This is a genomic window from Paenibacillus sp. sgz302148 (genome assembly GCF_056120465.1).
In genome coordinates this window covers 1-14940 of sequence record NZ_JBVYOJ010000006.1, presented here as the reverse complement: position 1 = coordinate 14940, position 14940 = coordinate 1, and the positions used below count along the sequence as shown (strand labels likewise).

The window sequence follows — 14940 nt, the reverse complement described above, 5'->3', positions numbered from 1 at the left end:
CTGGGTTGCTTCTTTTTCGTCGAAATCCCCTTCGCTCAGGTTTGTTGTTTGGATAAGCCTATCATAGCGGGGAACTCGGAATACCTGATTAGACAATACTAGCCTATTAATAGTATAGAGTTGACGTATGGTATGCAATCGAAGCCGATGATCCTGAGGGAAGGGGATACCGGCAAAAGAGAATTATCGGAATTGCTCCAAGGGGTCGGCCGCTGAATCACTATCGAACACTATATCTGTTAAATACGCGAGATTTGATTAATATCGAACACTATCTCTGTTTACGCGAGATATGATTACTACCCACGACACCTGTTAATATGCGGGATTTGATTACTATCCACGACACCTGTTAATATGCGGGATTTGATTACTATCCACGACACCTGTTAAATACGCGGGATATGGACATTGCCCACAACTATACCGTCTCAGTCTGAATTAGCCCCTGTTTTATGAGCTCACGTAGCTCCTCCCGCAGTTCCCGCTGCAGCCGGCTGATCACGGCATAATCCGTTGCTTCGACGTATATTTGCTTCAGCAGATCCGAATGAATCTTCGCTTCCGCAAGGAACCCGGTCGCTTCGCGGATTGCGGCGGAATATCTCGCTTTGATCTCCCCGATCGGTTCGGCATAGGCTTCATCCGTCCCGGGAGCCATCGTTCGCTCGTACATATCGAGAATTTCGTCGCCTTCGCGGTTCGGAAAATGCTCATGCGGCGCGGTGCTGTCGAATATCGCGACACTCCGTTCCGGAAAGATGAGCATATCGAGGCTGTTCGGATCGAAGCCGCAATGGAATACGTCCACATCGATACCATGTTGTTCCGCTGCGGCCGCCAGTTTCTTGAGCATCGTCGATTTGCCCGAACCGGGCCGGCCTTTTATGAAAATCCGCTTCGCCGCTTTGGCCGTCAGATTGGGCACATAATCAACCGATCCTCGAGGCGTCGCCGCACCGAGGAATAAGTGACGCACGATGGCGGCTTTTGTGCGAGTTTCGTCACCGATCCATGCGTCGATTAGCTCCTGCGTCACTTGCTCCGCTTTGCCGAAGTCCATGCTCCCGATATAATAAGCTTCCCACTCGTCGTGAATGCGGAGCGCCTTGTCAAACGTCTCGTATGCTAGACCGTAAGCTGCATCGATGCGTTCTCGGAATGTGCGGATTTGCTCTTCGTTCGATGCCAAAGCGGATGTGTTCAACGCCTGATCAAAATCTAGCCGGTGAATCGTCGGTCCTTTAACCGCGCCGGACAAAACATCTCCGCCTGCGCTTCCGTCAACGATCCCGATCTTGGCATCGGTGAAGATGACCCCGTCAAGCCGATCGGCTTCCAACGGGGAATGGAATAGCTGCACGTCCCGCCCGCCTTCTCGCATCTCCTCGGCAATTTGCTGCAGCACCGTCGATTTTCCCGTACCCGGGCTGCCCGAAATCACATAAATCGTGGTTAAGCCTTGAAAAGCGGATTCGTACAAATTATAGCGTCCTCTTGCCGTATTACCGGCCGCAAAATAATGTGTTGCGTTTCCCGTCATGTACTTGGCGCTCCTTTCGGTAGTCGAAAGATTGTTATGCCATAATATATGTCGCGCGGCCGGTTGTGTGTTCGCCTACTTGGCGTAATCAATATGCTTTACATCCGTTCCGTAAACGAATAAGCTAAATATAATCGAATGGGAAAAGTTGGGGGGATGGGACGATGAGCAGGACGATCGAAAAAATCCGATGGGGCGTTCTTGGGACAGGCAAAATTATTGGAAAAGCGGGTCCGGGTATCAGTCAGTCGGACAACGGCATATGGCTCGGCGTGGCCGGGCGCAATGGGGAAACCGGGGCGGCTGCGGCCGAATTGTACGGTGTTCCCCGCTCTTTTTCGTCGTATGCCGATCTCGTCGATGATCCGGATATCGATGCGGTATATATCGCGCTGCTGAATCATTTGCATTACGAGTGGGCGCTGCGGGCGATTGAAGCGGGCAAGCATGTTCTGCTTGAGAAGCCGTTTACGCTGCATGCCGGACAGGCGCTGGAACTGCAATCGGCGGCAGCCGCGAAAGGCGTCATGTTGGAGGAAGCGTTCGTATGGCGCTATTACGAAGCGTTTGCGGAAGCAAAACGGCTAATCGAAGAAGGGGCGATCGGCAAGCCCGGGATGTTCTACGGGCATTTTTCGTTCGTGGCGTTCGACGAAAGCACGCGTTGGGTAAAAGAGTGGGGCGGCGGCGCGATGTGGGACGTCGGCTGCTACCCGGTCGCGTGGAGCCGGTATTTGCTCGGTGCCGAGCCGGAGTCGGCGGAATGCGCGATCGAGTGGGATGAGGCGCGAGGCGTCGACAAAAGAGTAATCGGCACGCTGCACTATGCGGGTGGCGTGACGGCGCATATTTGCGCATCGTTCGACATGCGGGGCGGCGCCTATTGCGAAATCGTCGGCAGCGAAGGCAAGATGAGGATCGATAATATCGGGACAGCCAGCGAGCTTACGTCAGTGCTAACCTTGAATGGGGTAACGTCAAGCTGGACAACCGACCGGGTCACGCCGTTCCGCAAGCAGATGGAGGCTTTTGCCGACTGTATTCAGCGGCGGGTAAGCCCCCGGTACGGAGTGGACGATGCCGTAAGCAATATGCGCGCGATCGATGCCTTATTCGAAGCGGCACGCATTGGGGCGAAGGTTTCGGTACGCAGCTAGCCGCGTAGTCCGGGGCAGCATGAGCGCTTTATCGCTGCCCTGCCTCGTATTGCGCGATAAGCTCAGGTGAAGCGTCGCTGCGCCAAGCCAGTTCCAAAGCGGCGCGAAGCTCGGCCTCATCTATTTGATCCAGCCTTACAAGCATCAGCGGGAAATTAGTATAGCTTTCCGTAATATAGTAGATGTCGGGCTTGTCCTGGATCAGCTTTTGTCTGGTCTCGGCGTCTACTTTCAGAACAAGCGTCGCATCGTCGTCATGCATGCGGGCATAAGGTTTTTCTCCTACGCGGAACGATTTGGTACCGAAGGTCGTTGTTTCCTTCGTTCCCGGCAACGACATCGCGACGGACCATACGAAACTTACATAACTTTTACGCATTCAAGCACCTCTTATTCATTTCTTTCAATTTATTGTGTCGGAGCATAAGGCTACCGTTCATTTTACACCATTTGCGACGATCTTTCACGTTCCGAAGAGCTAAAAAGCGAACCGCTGCGACAGCGCTTCGCTTTTTTTTGGGCTCTGCGCGCGTTTTGGAAGAGCTGCTTCCGGAGCAGCAGAACTCGATGATGAGTGGCGCCGGGGGACAAAATGGGCCATACGTATCGGTCCACATCAACTCACGCTTCCATAGGCAAATCATTCGATACTTCGGCAGGGGCTCAGCGAAACTCAAACGGAACGTCGGTTTCTCCCGTTGCATGTTCCAAAGCTTCTGTAATTAGGCTTGTGTAGCGGTGAAACAACCATTCTCGTTGAAATTGGCTGCAGCAGACGATGACGAGCCGTCCTTCCTCATATACCGCCGATGTGCTGGCAATCCAAGTCCGGTAGCTGGGGCCGGAAATCCGTTCCTGCAAGTAAGCTTGCGCTTTCGTCCAAATGCGATCGGCATCCTCGAAGGGGGAATCGCCAGTTTCTTCTTTATTCGTAATGCTGCCGTTCCTGCCCTTCAGCAGGTCGTCGACCGTTATGTCGAACAAAATCGACAGCCGAACGACGGTTTCGATGTCTGGCCACGATTCTCCACGTTCCCACTTGGAAACGGCTTGGTGCGTAATTTTCAAATGATTCGCCAGTTCGGTTTGGCTCAGTTTCTTCTCTTTCCTAAGGCTGGCAAGCGTCTCTCCAAAATCTTGTATCGTCAATCAACAGGCCTCCTAACGCGCGGATATGCGGATGAACTAATTGTACAGGTTCATTGCAGGACATGCATCAACCTGTCGGTTGCAGGCGAGTTGCAGCTTCACGCAACTATGGGTTGCAGAACGCTGTGGATAATTTTTTCGCTGCGGATCCGCAACAAACGTCGGCTTCATGTGCGCTTGCTGAACGATCGACTGTTGCGGCGTAAGGCTTTGACCGATATAATGATGACAGCAAAAAACGGAAGGTGAGCATATGGCTAAGCTCGACGAATTTGCCCTCATCCGGCTGCTGACAGACGGGAGGCAGTCTCCGGAGCGGCAGCGGGAGCAAGGAGTTATCGTTGGCATCGGCGACGATGCGGCGGTCGTCGACGGCTTCGGGAGCGGGCAGCAGATCGTGGTGTCCAGCGATACGATGGTTGAGGAAGTGCATTTTAACCCGTATACGATGCGCGATACCGACGTCGGCTACAAAGCGCTTGCCTCCAATGTCAGCGACATGGCGGCGATGGGCGCCGTTCCGCGGTACGCGCTCGTTTCGCTCAGCGTGCCGAAAGCCTATTCGCCGGAGAGGATCAGCCGGCTGTACGACGGGCTGTACGAATGCGCCGAACGGTACGGCGTCGCGATCATCGGCGGCGATACGACTTCGGCGCCGCAGCATCTCGTCGTGACGGTGACGATATTCGGCACCGTCACGGCAGGACAAGCGCTGCTGCGCTCGGCGGCTCGCCACGGCGACGCCGTGTTCCTGACGGGCGACCTCGGCTGCTCGGCAGCGGGGCTGCACTACATGCTGCAGCACCGGCTGCCGGCCGAGCAGGTCGCCGCGGAAGCGGAAGCACCGCTTGCGCTCATCGAGGCGCATCGAAGGCCGCAGCCGTCCGTCGCGGCAGGGAAGCTGCTCGCGAGCGGCGGCTTCGGCCACGCGCTGAACGACGTGAGCGATGGGCTGGCCAGCGAGGCGTGGGAAATCGCCGAGGCGTCGGGGAGCGGCATCGTGCTGGATGAATCGCTCATCCCGGTGCGGCCGGATTTGCAAGCTTATGCCGAAGCGGCGGGCGTCGACCCGCTCGAATGGATTTTATACGGCGGGGAAGATTACCAGTTAATCGGCACGATGGCACCGGAGGACGTGGCTCGGGCACAGCTCGCATTCCACGAGCAAGGACTAGCCTTCACCGTGGTCGGTCGGGTGGATGGCTCGTTCGCCGGAGTGAAGCTGCGCACGGTACAAGGCGAATTAAAGTCCATCGGCAAAAAGGGCTACAATCATTTTGAATAATCGGTGCGTTGGTTCGGGTGATTGATTGCTCGGGAAATAAACGGCTCAGCGCGGCAAACGACATCGGTTAAACGGGGGCGGACGGAAGTTGAAGTATGTTTATGATTCGCAAGATGAACGGGATACGGAAAAGCTCGCGGCGGCGCTGGCGAAGCTGATGGCGCCGGGCGCCATGGTTGCCTTGGACGGCGACCTGGGGGCCGGCAAAACGAGGTTTTCGTCGGGGGTTGCCGCCGCGCTTGGCGTAGAGGGGATCGTAAACAGTCCGACCTTTACGATTATTAAGGAATACGAAGCGGCAACGATGCCCTTTTATCATATGGATGTGTACCGGCTTTCCATGATGGAAGCGGACGAGCTTGGCCTGGACGATTATTTTTACGGCGGCGGGGTTACGCTGGTAGAGTGGGCAAGTCTTATCGAGGAATTGCTGCCGCAGGAACGGCTGGCGATTTATATCGAGCATCGCGGCGAAACGGAGCGGCGGTTTGTGCTGACGCCGTATGGCGAGCCGTATTCGGCCTGGTGCGAAACTTTACGAGGGAATGGAGTCTTACGAAATGACGAAGGACAATAACGGCGCGCCGCGCATACTCGCGATTGATACGTCAACGGCGTCGCTCGCGGTGGCGGTGGTTGCGGAGGGCGAGCTGCTCGGACAGCATCTATCGAAAGCGGAGCGGAATCATTCGATGAATTTGATTCCGAGCATTCAGTCGCTGCTGCAATCGCTTGACATGCGCCCGGCGGACATCGACGCGGTCGCGGCAGGGCAAGGGCCGGGCTCGTATACGGGCGTGCGCATCGCCGTCAGCGTAGCGAAGACGCTAGCCTGGTCTCTGCAAAAGCCGCTGATCGGTGTGTCGAGCCTCGAGGCACTTGCGGCGGGCGGCTTGAAGCAAGCGCGCGCGGAGCTGCAGCGATCCTCATCCGACGATGAAGGCGTCACTTGGGTTGTACCGCTGATGGATGCCCGCCGGGGTCAGGTGTTCACCTCGCTGTTCGCGGCGACATCGTCCGGCTGCTGGATACGTCTTGCCGATGACGGCATCCGATTGATGAGCGACTGGGCGGAGAATCTCGCGAAGCGGGCTAAGGAAGGAACACCGGAAGCGGCGCAAGAACGTGGTAATGAGGCGATAAGCGACAGCGAAACAACCGGCGCATACGGCGAACAGAGGGGACAGGCCTCCCTAGGCGTTGCTCCGGGGCGTGCGGAAGACTTTTCTGTTTTGGCAGATAAGCCTCAGCGCATTTACTTCGTCGGAGAAGCCGAACCGCACTTGGCCGCGATTGAGAGGCTTGGCGAGCTATGGCCCGGCGATATCCACAGCTGCAGCTGCGACTTGCAAGCTGGCGACGTTGGTTATCTGGCAGCAAGGAAGCTGCAGGAAGGCTCGCATGAAGATATCCATCGTTTCGTGCCGAATTATACCCAGCTGGCCGAAGCGGAAGCAAAGCTGCTCGCGGCGCAGGCAGCCAAGGCGAAGGAAAAGAATGCCGCGGAAGCGGGTCATCATTAATAACAATTTTCAAAAACGGCTTTCGCACGCCACGCGGGAGCGTGGATTGAAAAATCGGGAGATAAGCCAATGATCGAATTTATAGGGGAAATCGAAGAGTCTCTTCTCGTATTCCGCTCCATGCGGCTCGAGGACATCTCGCATATTTATGCGATCGAATCGGAGGCGTTCAGCGCTCCCTGGTCCGAGGGCGCATTTTACAACGAGCTGACGAGCAACCATTTTGCGCATTATATGGTGATGGAATACGACGGCGACATTGCGGGGTACGGCGGCATGTGGGTCATCATCGACGAAGCGCATGTGACGAACATTGCCGTTCGCAAGGAATACCGGGGACGCAAGCTTGGGGAAAGGCTGCTTCGCGAGCTGATGAATACGGCATCTTTCCTCGGCGCGAAGCGGATGACGCTGGAAGTGCGCGTGTCCAACGTGGTTGCGCGGAATTTGTATGCGAAGCTGGGATTCGTCGAATCCGGCGTGCGCAAAGGCTATTATTCGGACAACCATGAGGATGCCATCATTATGTGGGCGGAGCTTGGACCTTACGTTCCTTCGGATGACAGAGAGCAGGTGATAGCAGATGAGTAACGGACAAATACCGGATGGATCGGTCCGGGAGAAGGATCGGGAGAAGGATCGGGAAGATGCCGCCGCGCAGCAGCACGCTGCGGGGGGCGGTTACATTCTTGCCGTAGAAACGAGCTGCGACGAAACGTCGGTCGCGATCGTCAAGGACGGGAAGATGATATTGTCGAACATGGTGTCCAGCCAAATCGAAACCCACCGCAAGTTCGGCGGCGTCGTGCCGGAGATCGCCTCGCGCAAGCACGTCGAAACGATTACGGTGATGCTGGAGGAGGCTGTTCAGGAAGCGGGCATTACGACGCGGGATTTGTCGGCGATTGCCGTCACGCAGGGACCCGGGCTTGTCGGCTCCTTGCTCGTCGGAATCGTCGCCGCCAAAGCGCTGGCTTTTGCCCTTGACGTGCCTCTGATCGGAACGCATCATATCGCCGGACATATTTATGCGAACCGGCTCGTCCAGGAGCTGACGTATCCGTGCGTCGCGCTGGTCGTATCGGGAGGGCATACGGAGCTTGTCTATATCGAGCGCGAAGGCGTGTTCCGCATCATCGGAAGAACGCGCGACGACGCGGTCGGCGAGGCGTACGACAAAGTGGCGCGCGCCTTGCACTTCCCGTATCCCGGCGGGCCGCATGTCGACCGTCTGGCGGCGGACGCCGACGAGGCGATCTGGCTGCCGCGCGCGTGGCTGGAGCCGGAGTCGTACGATTTCAGCTTCAGCGGGCTGAAATCGGCTGTGCTCGCGCAGATCAACCAGTCGCGCATGAAAGGCGAGCCGCCTTCGGCCGCAGCACTTGCGCGCGGCTTCCAGGAATCGGTCATCGACGTGCTTGTCGGCAAGTCGATGCGTGCGGTGGAAGAATTCGGCGCGAAGCAGCTGCTGCTGTGCGGCGGCGTCGCCGCCAACCGCGGGTTGCGCACGGCGCTTGCCGCCGCTTGCGAGACCGCGGGCGTGCCGCTGCTCGTACCGCCGCTCTCGCTATGCACCGACAATGCCGCGATGATCGCGGCGGCCGCCCACCTGAAGTGGGAGCGGGGGCAATTCACGCCTCTCGACATGAAGGCGGAGCCGCTGTTTTCGCTTGAGGCATGGTCGGTCGAATAGAACCGGCCGTTAGAAGGTCCGCAGGGCATACTTTGCCGCTGCGGATTTTTTGCGCGTGGGTACTTCGCTACTCGCTACTCGTTACCGGGTACGCGCCAACCGCGATTTAACGCTTCTTATCGTGAGTTCATTCGCGTTTTTTGATTTCATTCCGACGATGTGAGAAAATATGAGGAAATGGTTTAAAGGGAGAGAGCACTGTGTTTCTTCGACGTGAAAGCATCCAACAATATATCAGGCTTTATCCGGTCAATTCACTGATCATTCTGGCCAATCTGGTGATGTGGGGGTTGATGGAGTGGTATGGCTCCTCCACCGACTCCAATACCCTTCTCCGATTCGGGGCAATATTCGATACGCCGTTCATTCACCCGGAACCGTGGAGATTCGTAACCGCGGCGTTCCTTCATAACGGGGGAGCGCACCTGTTCTTCAACTGCTTCAACTTATACGTATTCGCCGCGCCGCTGGAGCGGATGTTGGGTTCGTTCCGCTATTTGTTTTATTATGTGATGTGCGGCATCGCGGGGAACATTGCAAGCTACTGGCTGCATTCCGATGTTTTCGTGTCCGTTGGCGCGTCCGGAGCGATTTATGGCGTCTATGCCGCGTATTTGTATTTAGCCTTGTTCCGCAAGGACATCATCGACAAAGAAACGTCGCAAACGGTCGTCACGATCCTTATCATCGGTGGACTGTACTCGTTCGTCGTGCCGAATATCGACCTATACGCACATGCGGGCGGTTTTGTCGGGGGATTGATTCTGATGGCTCTGATTGCGCTGTCGATCCGCAGAAGACGGAGATAAATCATTTAACGTATAGTCGATTTCTGAAAAATTAGAATTGACAGACGATTTATTACATACTATAATGTGAAACAATCCAAATATTGCAATAACGCTTGGATCAGGATCAGTAAGGTGAACCGGGTAACAGAGAGCTGCGGGACGGTGCAACGCAGCCGAAGGGACGCTTGAAGCTCGCCTGGGAGCGGTGCGGTGGAACAAGGTACTGCAGACCGATACAGTACATCGCAACGGGTAACCTCCGTGACAGGGTGCATGAAGCCGTCAATTCGGCATCATGCTGAGGTGGGTTCGCGAGCGGCGAGCCAACAAGAGTGGTACCGCGAGGGCAATGGCCTGTCGTCTCTTTCAACGGAGAAGGCAGGTCTTTTTGGTTTTTTTTTGGGTGATGACCAAGCAAAAAGAATATTTCGATAAACGCAAGGAACGGGAGCAGTAAGACGATGAGCCTCGTACAGAGAGCTGCGGGATGGTGCAACGCAGCTGAGGACCCGTCCGAATCTCGCCCGGGAGCGGCGCGGTGGAACACGGCTTGGCGCTGGCCGTACAAGTAAACCGCGACGGCTAACCCTCGTGAACGGGTGCATCGGAAGCCGAACGTTCGGCACGATGCGCGAGTTGGGTTCGGCGCGATGCCGGACCAACAAGAGTGGTACCGCGAAGGCACAGCCTGTCGTCTCTTTTGATGAGACGGCGGGCTTTTTTGTTACACGAAAAAGCTTGTAAGGAAGAGGAGGAATTTTGGATGGATTCGATCGTACAGTATTATTCGCAATTCGACGAATGGGGGCGGCTGGACCGTGAGCCGCTGGAGTTCAGATTGAACCTGCACTATATTCGCAGATATTTGCCGACGAAAGCGAAGCTGCTCGACAACGGGGCGGGACCCGGCAAATATGCGATGCGGCTGGCTCAGGAAGGCCACCGAGTGACATTGTCGGACTTGACGCCGAATCTCGTGAAGGAAGCACAAAAGCAAGCCGAGGAGGCGGCATTAGCGGATCGGTTCGATGGATTTTACGTTCGGGACGCGAGGCATCTTGAAGGAATGGCGGACGAGAGCTTTGACGGCGTTCTGATGCTAGGCCCGTTGTATCATCTGCAAAAAGCGGAAGATCGGGAGCAGGCGGTTCGCGAAGCCTACCGGGTGACGAAACGAGGCGGATATGTATTTGCGGCGATGATGCCGAGGACGGCTTTTGTGATTACGTGCATGCGTGATCCGATGGCATGGCGTCCGAACAACAGCGCCGACCGTATTGCGGAATTGATGGAAACCGGCGTGTTCGATCATGCCGACGAAGGCAGATTTACGGGCGTTTACTACTTCAAAACCGAGGAGATAGCGCCTTTCATGGAGAGGATGGGCTTCGAGACGGTTCAATTGATCGGCTCGGAGAGCATCAGCCGAATGCTGGATGCGTCGCATTGGCGATATTGGCGGGATAGCGGGCCGGATGAAGCGGATAAGCTTCAGCAGTTGATCGATCGGATGGCGGAGGATCCTGCGCTGCTCGGTATTTCGACGCACGTGTTGTATATTGGCAGAAAAAAATAAAAAACGCGGAGGAATGAAAACGATGAATCCGATGAACAGTATGGAACCTGCGAAACCAATTGAATCGGCGGAACCGAAACAACCGATGGAATCAAACGAAAAGATGGAAAATACGAAACGAATTCGCATTTTCGATACGACCTTAAGAGACGGCGAGCAATCGCCGGGAGCATCGCTGCATCCGGAGCAAAAAATCGTCATCGCCCGCCAATTGGCGAAGCTGGGCATCGATGTGATCGAGCCGGGGTTTGCGGTATCCAGTCCCGGGGAGTTCAATGCGATCCAGCAAATATCCCGCGAGCTGCAAAATGTGGAAATTTGCGGTTTCGCCCGCGCCGTCAAGCTGGATATTGACGCTGCGGTTAAGGCTACGCAGGATGCGGCGCTGCGCCGGCTGCATCTGTTCATTTCGTCGTCGGATATTCACCTGAACTTCCAGTTGAAGAAGTCGCGCGACGAAGTCATCAACATCGCCCGCGAAATGGTCGCTTACGGCAAGCGGTTTGTCGATCGGATCGAATTTTCGCCGATGGACGCGACGCGAACGGGGATGGAGTTCGTATGCGAGCTGGTCGAGGCGGTCATCGCCGAAGGCGCCACGATTATCAACATTCCCGATACGCTCGGTTATGCGCTGCCGGAAGAGTACGAGCGGCTGTTCCGGACGGTGCGAAGCGGGGTACGCGGCGGCGACAAGGTGGAATACAGCGCGCATTGCCATAACGATCTTGGCCTCGCTGTCGCCAATAGTCTGGCGGCCATTCGCGGAGGTGCGACTCAAATCGAGGTGACCGTGAACGGCGTCGGCGAACGAGCGGGCAACTGTTCGCTAGAGGAGCTGGCGATGATCATCGATACGCGAAAAAGCGCTCTTGGGTACGAAACCGGCATCCATACGGCGGAAATTTACGAAACGTCGCGGCTCGTCAGCCGAGAAATGAGCTTTCCGGTCGCTTACAACAAGCCGGTCGTCGGACGGAATGCGTTCCAGCATGAATCGGGCATCCATCAGGACGGATTGCTTAAAAACCGCAGCACATACGAAATTATGGACCCCGAGCAGCTCGGCATTCCGCGCAGCATGATCGTGCTCGGCAAGCACTCCGGCCGGCATGCGCTGAAGCATCGCGTCGCGCAATACGGTTTTACGCTCGATGATCGGCAAATGGAGGAGTTGTACACACGCTTCAAGGAAAAAGCCGATGCGCAAAAAATCGTCACCGACGACGAATTGCTGCAATTGGTCGGCGTTGCCTCGGGAGAGCAAGCGGAGCCTTATGCGCTCGTTGACCTTCAAGTGCTGGCAGGCAGCCAAAGAGCAAGAATGGCTTCCGTCACGATCCGCGACCGCGGCGGCAAGGAGGAATCGTATTCCGGCGTTGGCGCGGGTCCGATCGATGCGGTAATCCATTGCATCCGGCAGGCAATCCCTTACGAGATCGAGTTCGACGACCTGGAGCTGCATTCGTTGTCAGCCGGCGAATCCGCATCGGGAGAAGCGGTGGTATCCGTTGTCTGTCAGGGCGAGAGGTATCGCGGGACGGGAGCGCATCGGGATATCATTTTGGCAGTCGCGCAAGCTTACATGGCAGCCTGCAATCAGGCTGTGCATGAAGTGGAGAAGAGAACGGCTGCGAGCGCTTCGGCTGTCGAAGCGGTGTAATTAACGGCCTTGACATAAAGTGAGGAAAGTGAGCTGGAACCTGTAACGAGAGGATCGGAGCATTTACCTCAAATGGGCCATTTATATCCGTTAGTTTACGTTTAGAGCGGCTCCGAACAATCAATTTCGCATGAAGAGCTAATCCGATCAAGAGACTGTCCCCTTTTCTGTTTGATATGCTCCCAGTACGGTTTTACAGGTGAAATATAAAAACTTGTACCTGTAACGGAAGCATATCATCGCAGTTGGGAGCGGTCTGTTTTTTTGCATGTAATGCCAAGCACAATCTTAAAAAATTAGTTTTAAAAATCGGCTGCATCTGACGACGGTGTTGATCATCACGCTTGTGCTCGTTATGTGGACAAAGTTATGCACAACCGTTGTGAATATCGTGGATAAGTGGTCGAAAACGGCGCCTGGCGTGAGCAAGGGTGTGGATGGAAAAGGGGATATGTTTTTCCACCAATTCTGTGGATAATGTGGATAAAAACGTTGATAAAAGACGATTCTCTTATAAATCAACGGTTTTTCGCTGTTGGTAACGTGGATAACTCTGTGGATATACCGATGCCGTATGGTAACGCATTCAAAAGGAAAAACTGGTAAAGCCTAAGCCTGTGGAAAAGCATGCGAACAGGCGAGGTTGAAGTTATACACTGTGGATTGTTTATGGAAAGACCGCTAAGATTTGGCGAAAAGAGTGGATGGGAATGAACCCGCGATATCGATTTATAGCGTTAATCATGTTGATAATGGCACTACCTAATATCAGCAATGTACACGGATTCGCCGCATCGGCAACGTTTCCGCCCGGGCAGCTGCAGTCCGCACAAAACGGAAACCTGAAGGCACGTGAACGAGCCGATAATTTCGTTTATGCCGTTAACGATTATAAGATCAGTCCATCCACAAGCACGACAGCAGGGAGAAGATTATGGCTGATCTCCATTCCGGGTTTGTCGTTTGTCGAATGGGACGAGCTGAATACCGCCGATTTCCCCCATGTGCGTCAATTGATATCGGAAAGCGCAGTTGGCGCGATGAATGTCCGTACGCCGATTCCCGGCGTAGACGACAGTTATTTGACGATGGGCGCCGGAGCACCGGCCGTCATGTCCGTTCGCCAGGAGGCATATGCGCGGGAAGAGCGGGTCGTCAAGGACGGTGAGGGCGCAACGGCTTTGGAGCTGTACCGGCGGTTGAACGGCCTGGATCCGCCGCGATCGGCGGAGCTGCTCGTTCCCGACATTGCGGCTATCGCAAGAGCGAACGCAGACGCCCATTATGGCGCAATGCCCGGCAAGCTGGGAGATCTTCTGCAGCAAAACGGCATAGACGCTTACGTATACGATAACCGCGGCGGATGGCCGGCAAAATCGGGGACGAGCCGCGAGCGCGAACCGGCATCGGAGGAAGAAGCGGAACATGAAGCCGAAGGGGAGTCTTCCGAGTCGTCCTTGGCAATCACCCCGACGCGCCGGCACGCTCCGATGATGCTGATGACGAGCGATGGGTTAGTTTTTCAAGGCGATCCGAATTGTTCGACATTGCTTCACAACGTCGAACGGCCGTATGGTGCGCAAACAAATTATGCGCGGCTGCTGCAGCGTTTTGACGGGACCCACCAGGAGCGGAATGCCGTCGTATTGCTGGAACTCGGCGATTTGGAGCGTCTTTATGACGAAAAATCGCGTTACCGCGAAGAAGCATTTGCCCGGCTGAAAACGAAGGTTCTGCACGAGATGGACACGTTTATCGGGCAAGCTGCCGAAAAATTAGGTGCCGCGGATGCGCTATGGATCATATCCCCGTTCGTTCATGCCGAAGCGAAGCGGGAGAAACGGCTTTTGGCTCCGATCCTGATGTACGAGCGGGGCGGGCAACCGGGTTTGCTGACATCTCCGACGACGCGGCGTGAAGGCATCGTGACGAATATCGACATTGCGCCGACGATTGCGGGATTGTGGCAAATCAAAGCGCCTTCGGAAATGAACGGACGCGCCATCGTGAAACAGCCGACGGACTTCGCGGTAGGGAAGCTGGACGAAGAGCTCCGGCGTATCGAAAATGTTTACAGGCTGCGTCCCGGCTTGTTATACACGCTCGTCACGTATGAAGTCGTCGTGTTGTTGGCCGGTTTGGCCTATTCCCTGCTTGACGGGAAGTTTGCCGATCGGCGGAGGCTCGGAGGTCCGATACGGGCTTTGCTGCTGTCGATGCTGGCAGCGCCGCTGCTGCTGCTCGGCATGGGTTTTTTCGCAGGACTGGCCCCTCCGCTGTATATCGGCTGCGTGCTTATAGGGCTTGCGGCAGCAGCTTGGTTATTGGCGGCCCTTCCGGTATGGACGGCCGTAGGGTGGATCGCCTGCCTAACGGCATTCATCGTATTAGCGGACGGCTTTGCCGACGCTTATCTGATGAAGCACTCGGTGCTCGGCTACGATGCCATGATCGGCGCCCGTTATTACGGAATCGGCAACGAATACGAAGGCGTGCTGATCGGCGCGGCGATCCTCGGCGCGGCCGTCGTGCTGCAGCGCTGGCACTGGCGCCGCGGCAG

The 14940-nt window shown here is 55.8% G+C and carries 13 protein-coding genes and 2 other annotated features; of the genes, 10 read left to right on the top strand and 3 right to left on the bottom strand.

Translation table 11 applies throughout. The features are described 5' to 3' along the window. Positions 1-421: 421 nt before the first annotated feature. Positions 422-1543: a PRK06851 family protein gene (locus AC0LWM_RS10375; protein ID WP_474674859.1), complete on the bottom strand. Its 1122-nt coding sequence runs from the start codon at positions 1541-1543 to the stop codon at positions 422-424. 164 nt (positions 1544-1707) lie between these two features. On the opposite strand from AC0LWM_RS10375, the gene AC0LWM_RS10370 reads away from it, so the two are divergent. Continuing rightward, the gene (locus tag AC0LWM_RS10370; protein WP_474674858.1) at positions 1708-2700 is read left to right on the top strand and encodes a Gfo/Idh/MocA family protein; all 993 of its coding nucleotides are present in this window, start codon (positions 1708-1710) and stop codon (positions 2698-2700) included. 28 nt (positions 2701-2728) lie between these two features. Here AC0LWM_RS10370 and AC0LWM_RS10365 read toward each other — a convergent pair whose 3' ends face one another. Together AC0LWM_RS10365 and AC0LWM_RS10360 are read right to left on the bottom strand one after the other, a co-directional pair. Then, positions 2729-3079 (bottom strand): MmcQ/YjbR family DNA-binding protein, encoded by a 351-nt coding sequence (locus tag AC0LWM_RS10365; RefSeq protein ID WP_474674857.1) that lies wholly within the window; start codon positions 3077-3079, stop codon positions 2729-2731. 284 nt (positions 3080-3363) lie between these two features. Then, the gene (locus AC0LWM_RS10360; RefSeq protein WP_474674856.1) at positions 3364-3849 is read right to left on the bottom strand and encodes a helix-turn-helix domain-containing protein; all 486 of its coding nucleotides are present in this window, start codon (positions 3847-3849) and stop codon (positions 3364-3366) included. A gap of 253 nt (positions 3850-4102) precedes the next feature. Between AC0LWM_RS10360 and thiL the strand changes: the two genes are divergently transcribed. From thiL to AC0LWM_RS10315, 9 genes are all read left to right on the top strand, one after another. Next, positions 4103-5134: a thiamine-phosphate kinase gene (thiL, locus tag AC0LWM_RS10355; RefSeq protein WP_474674855.1), complete on the top strand. Its 1032-nt coding sequence runs from the start codon at positions 4103-4105 to the stop codon at positions 5132-5134. A gap of 88 nt (positions 5135-5222) precedes the next feature. Continuing rightward, positions 5223-5711: a tRNA (adenosine(37)-N6)-threonylcarbamoyltransferase complex ATPase subunit type 1 TsaE gene (gene tsaE, locus AC0LWM_RS10350; protein ID WP_474674854.1), complete on the top strand. Its 489-nt coding sequence runs from the start codon at positions 5223-5225 to the stop codon at positions 5709-5711. After that, positions 5695-6657, top strand: coding sequence for a tRNA (adenosine(37)-N6)-threonylcarbamoyltransferase complex dimerization subunit type 1 TsaB (tsaB, locus tag AC0LWM_RS10345; RefSeq protein WP_474674853.1), 963 nt, complete (start codon positions 5695-5697; stop codon positions 6655-6657). Before tsaE ends, tsaB begins: the two co-directional genes overlap by 17 nt. Before the next feature lie 69 nt (positions 6658-6726). Beyond that, entirely contained in the window at positions 6727-7248 is a 522-nt protein-coding gene (gene rimI, locus AC0LWM_RS10340; protein ID WP_474674852.1) for a ribosomal protein S18-alanine N-acetyltransferase, read from the top strand. Continuing rightward, positions 7241-8350 (top strand): tRNA (adenosine(37)-N6)-threonylcarbamoyltransferase complex transferase subunit TsaD, encoded by a 1110-nt coding sequence (tsaD, locus tag AC0LWM_RS10335; RefSeq protein ID WP_474674851.1) that lies wholly within the window; start codon positions 7241-7243, stop codon positions 8348-8350. Before rimI ends, tsaD begins: the two co-directional genes overlap by 8 nt. 200 nt (positions 8351-8550) lie before the next feature. Further along, a complete protein-coding gene (locus AC0LWM_RS10330; protein ID WP_474674850.1) occupies positions 8551-9159 on the top strand; it encodes a rhomboid family intramembrane serine protease in 609 nt (202 codons plus the stop codon). 87 nt (positions 9160-9246) lie between these two features. Then, positions 9247-9509, top strand: a binding site (T-box leader). Positions 9510-9572: 63 nt separating this feature from the next. After that, positions 9573-9843 (top strand) — a binding site (T-box leader). 61 nt (positions 9844-9904) lie between these two features. After that, positions 9905-10717: a class I SAM-dependent methyltransferase gene (locus tag AC0LWM_RS10325; RefSeq protein ID WP_474674849.1), complete on the top strand. Its 813-nt coding sequence runs from the start codon at positions 9905-9907 to the stop codon at positions 10715-10717. Positions 10718-10802: 85 nt separating this feature from the next. Beyond that, entirely contained in the window at positions 10803-12380 is a 1578-nt protein-coding gene (locus AC0LWM_RS10320) for a 2-isopropylmalate synthase (protein ID WP_474675103.1), read from the top strand. A gap of 710 nt (positions 12381-13090) precedes the next feature. After that, positions 13091-14940 (top strand): hypothetical protein (locus tag AC0LWM_RS10315; RefSeq protein WP_474674848.1); only part of this gene is annotated, 1850 nt, incomplete at its 3' end.

What these genes read in the sequence shown, in the direction of transcription:
- AC0LWM_RS10375 (WP_474674859.1), bottom strand. Translation starts at nt 1,543, where the DNA reads ATGACGGGAAACGCAACACATTATTTTGCGGCCGGTAATACGGCAAGA.
- AC0LWM_RS10370 (WP_474674858.1), top strand. Translation starts at nt 1,708, where the DNA reads ATGAGCAGGACGATCGAAAAAATCCGATGGGGCGTTCTTGGGACAGGC.
- AC0LWM_RS10365 (WP_474674857.1), bottom strand. Translation starts at nt 3,079, where the DNA reads ATGCGTAAAAGTTATGTAAGTTTCGTATGGTCCGTCGCGATGTCGTTG.
- thiL (WP_474674855.1), top strand. Translation starts at nt 4,103, where the DNA reads ATGGCTAAGCTCGACGAATTTGCCCTCATCCGGCTGCTGACAGACGGG.
- tsaB (WP_474674853.1), top strand. Translation starts at nt 5,695, where the DNA reads ATGACGAAGGACAATAACGGCGCGCCGCGCATACTCGCGATTGATACG.
- rimI (WP_474674852.1), top strand. Translation starts at nt 6,727, where the DNA reads ATGATCGAATTTATAGGGGAAATCGAAGAGTCTCTTCTCGTATTCCGC.
- tsaD (WP_474674851.1), top strand. Translation starts at nt 7,241, where the DNA reads ATGAGTAACGGACAAATACCGGATGGATCGGTCCGGGAGAAGGATCGG.
- AC0LWM_RS10325 (WP_474674849.1), top strand. Translation starts at nt 9,905, where the DNA reads ATGGATTCGATCGTACAGTATTATTCGCAATTCGACGAATGGGGGCGG.
- AC0LWM_RS10320 (WP_474675103.1), top strand. Translation starts at nt 10,803, where the DNA reads ATGGAATCAAACGAAAAGATGGAAAATACGAAACGAATTCGCATTTTC.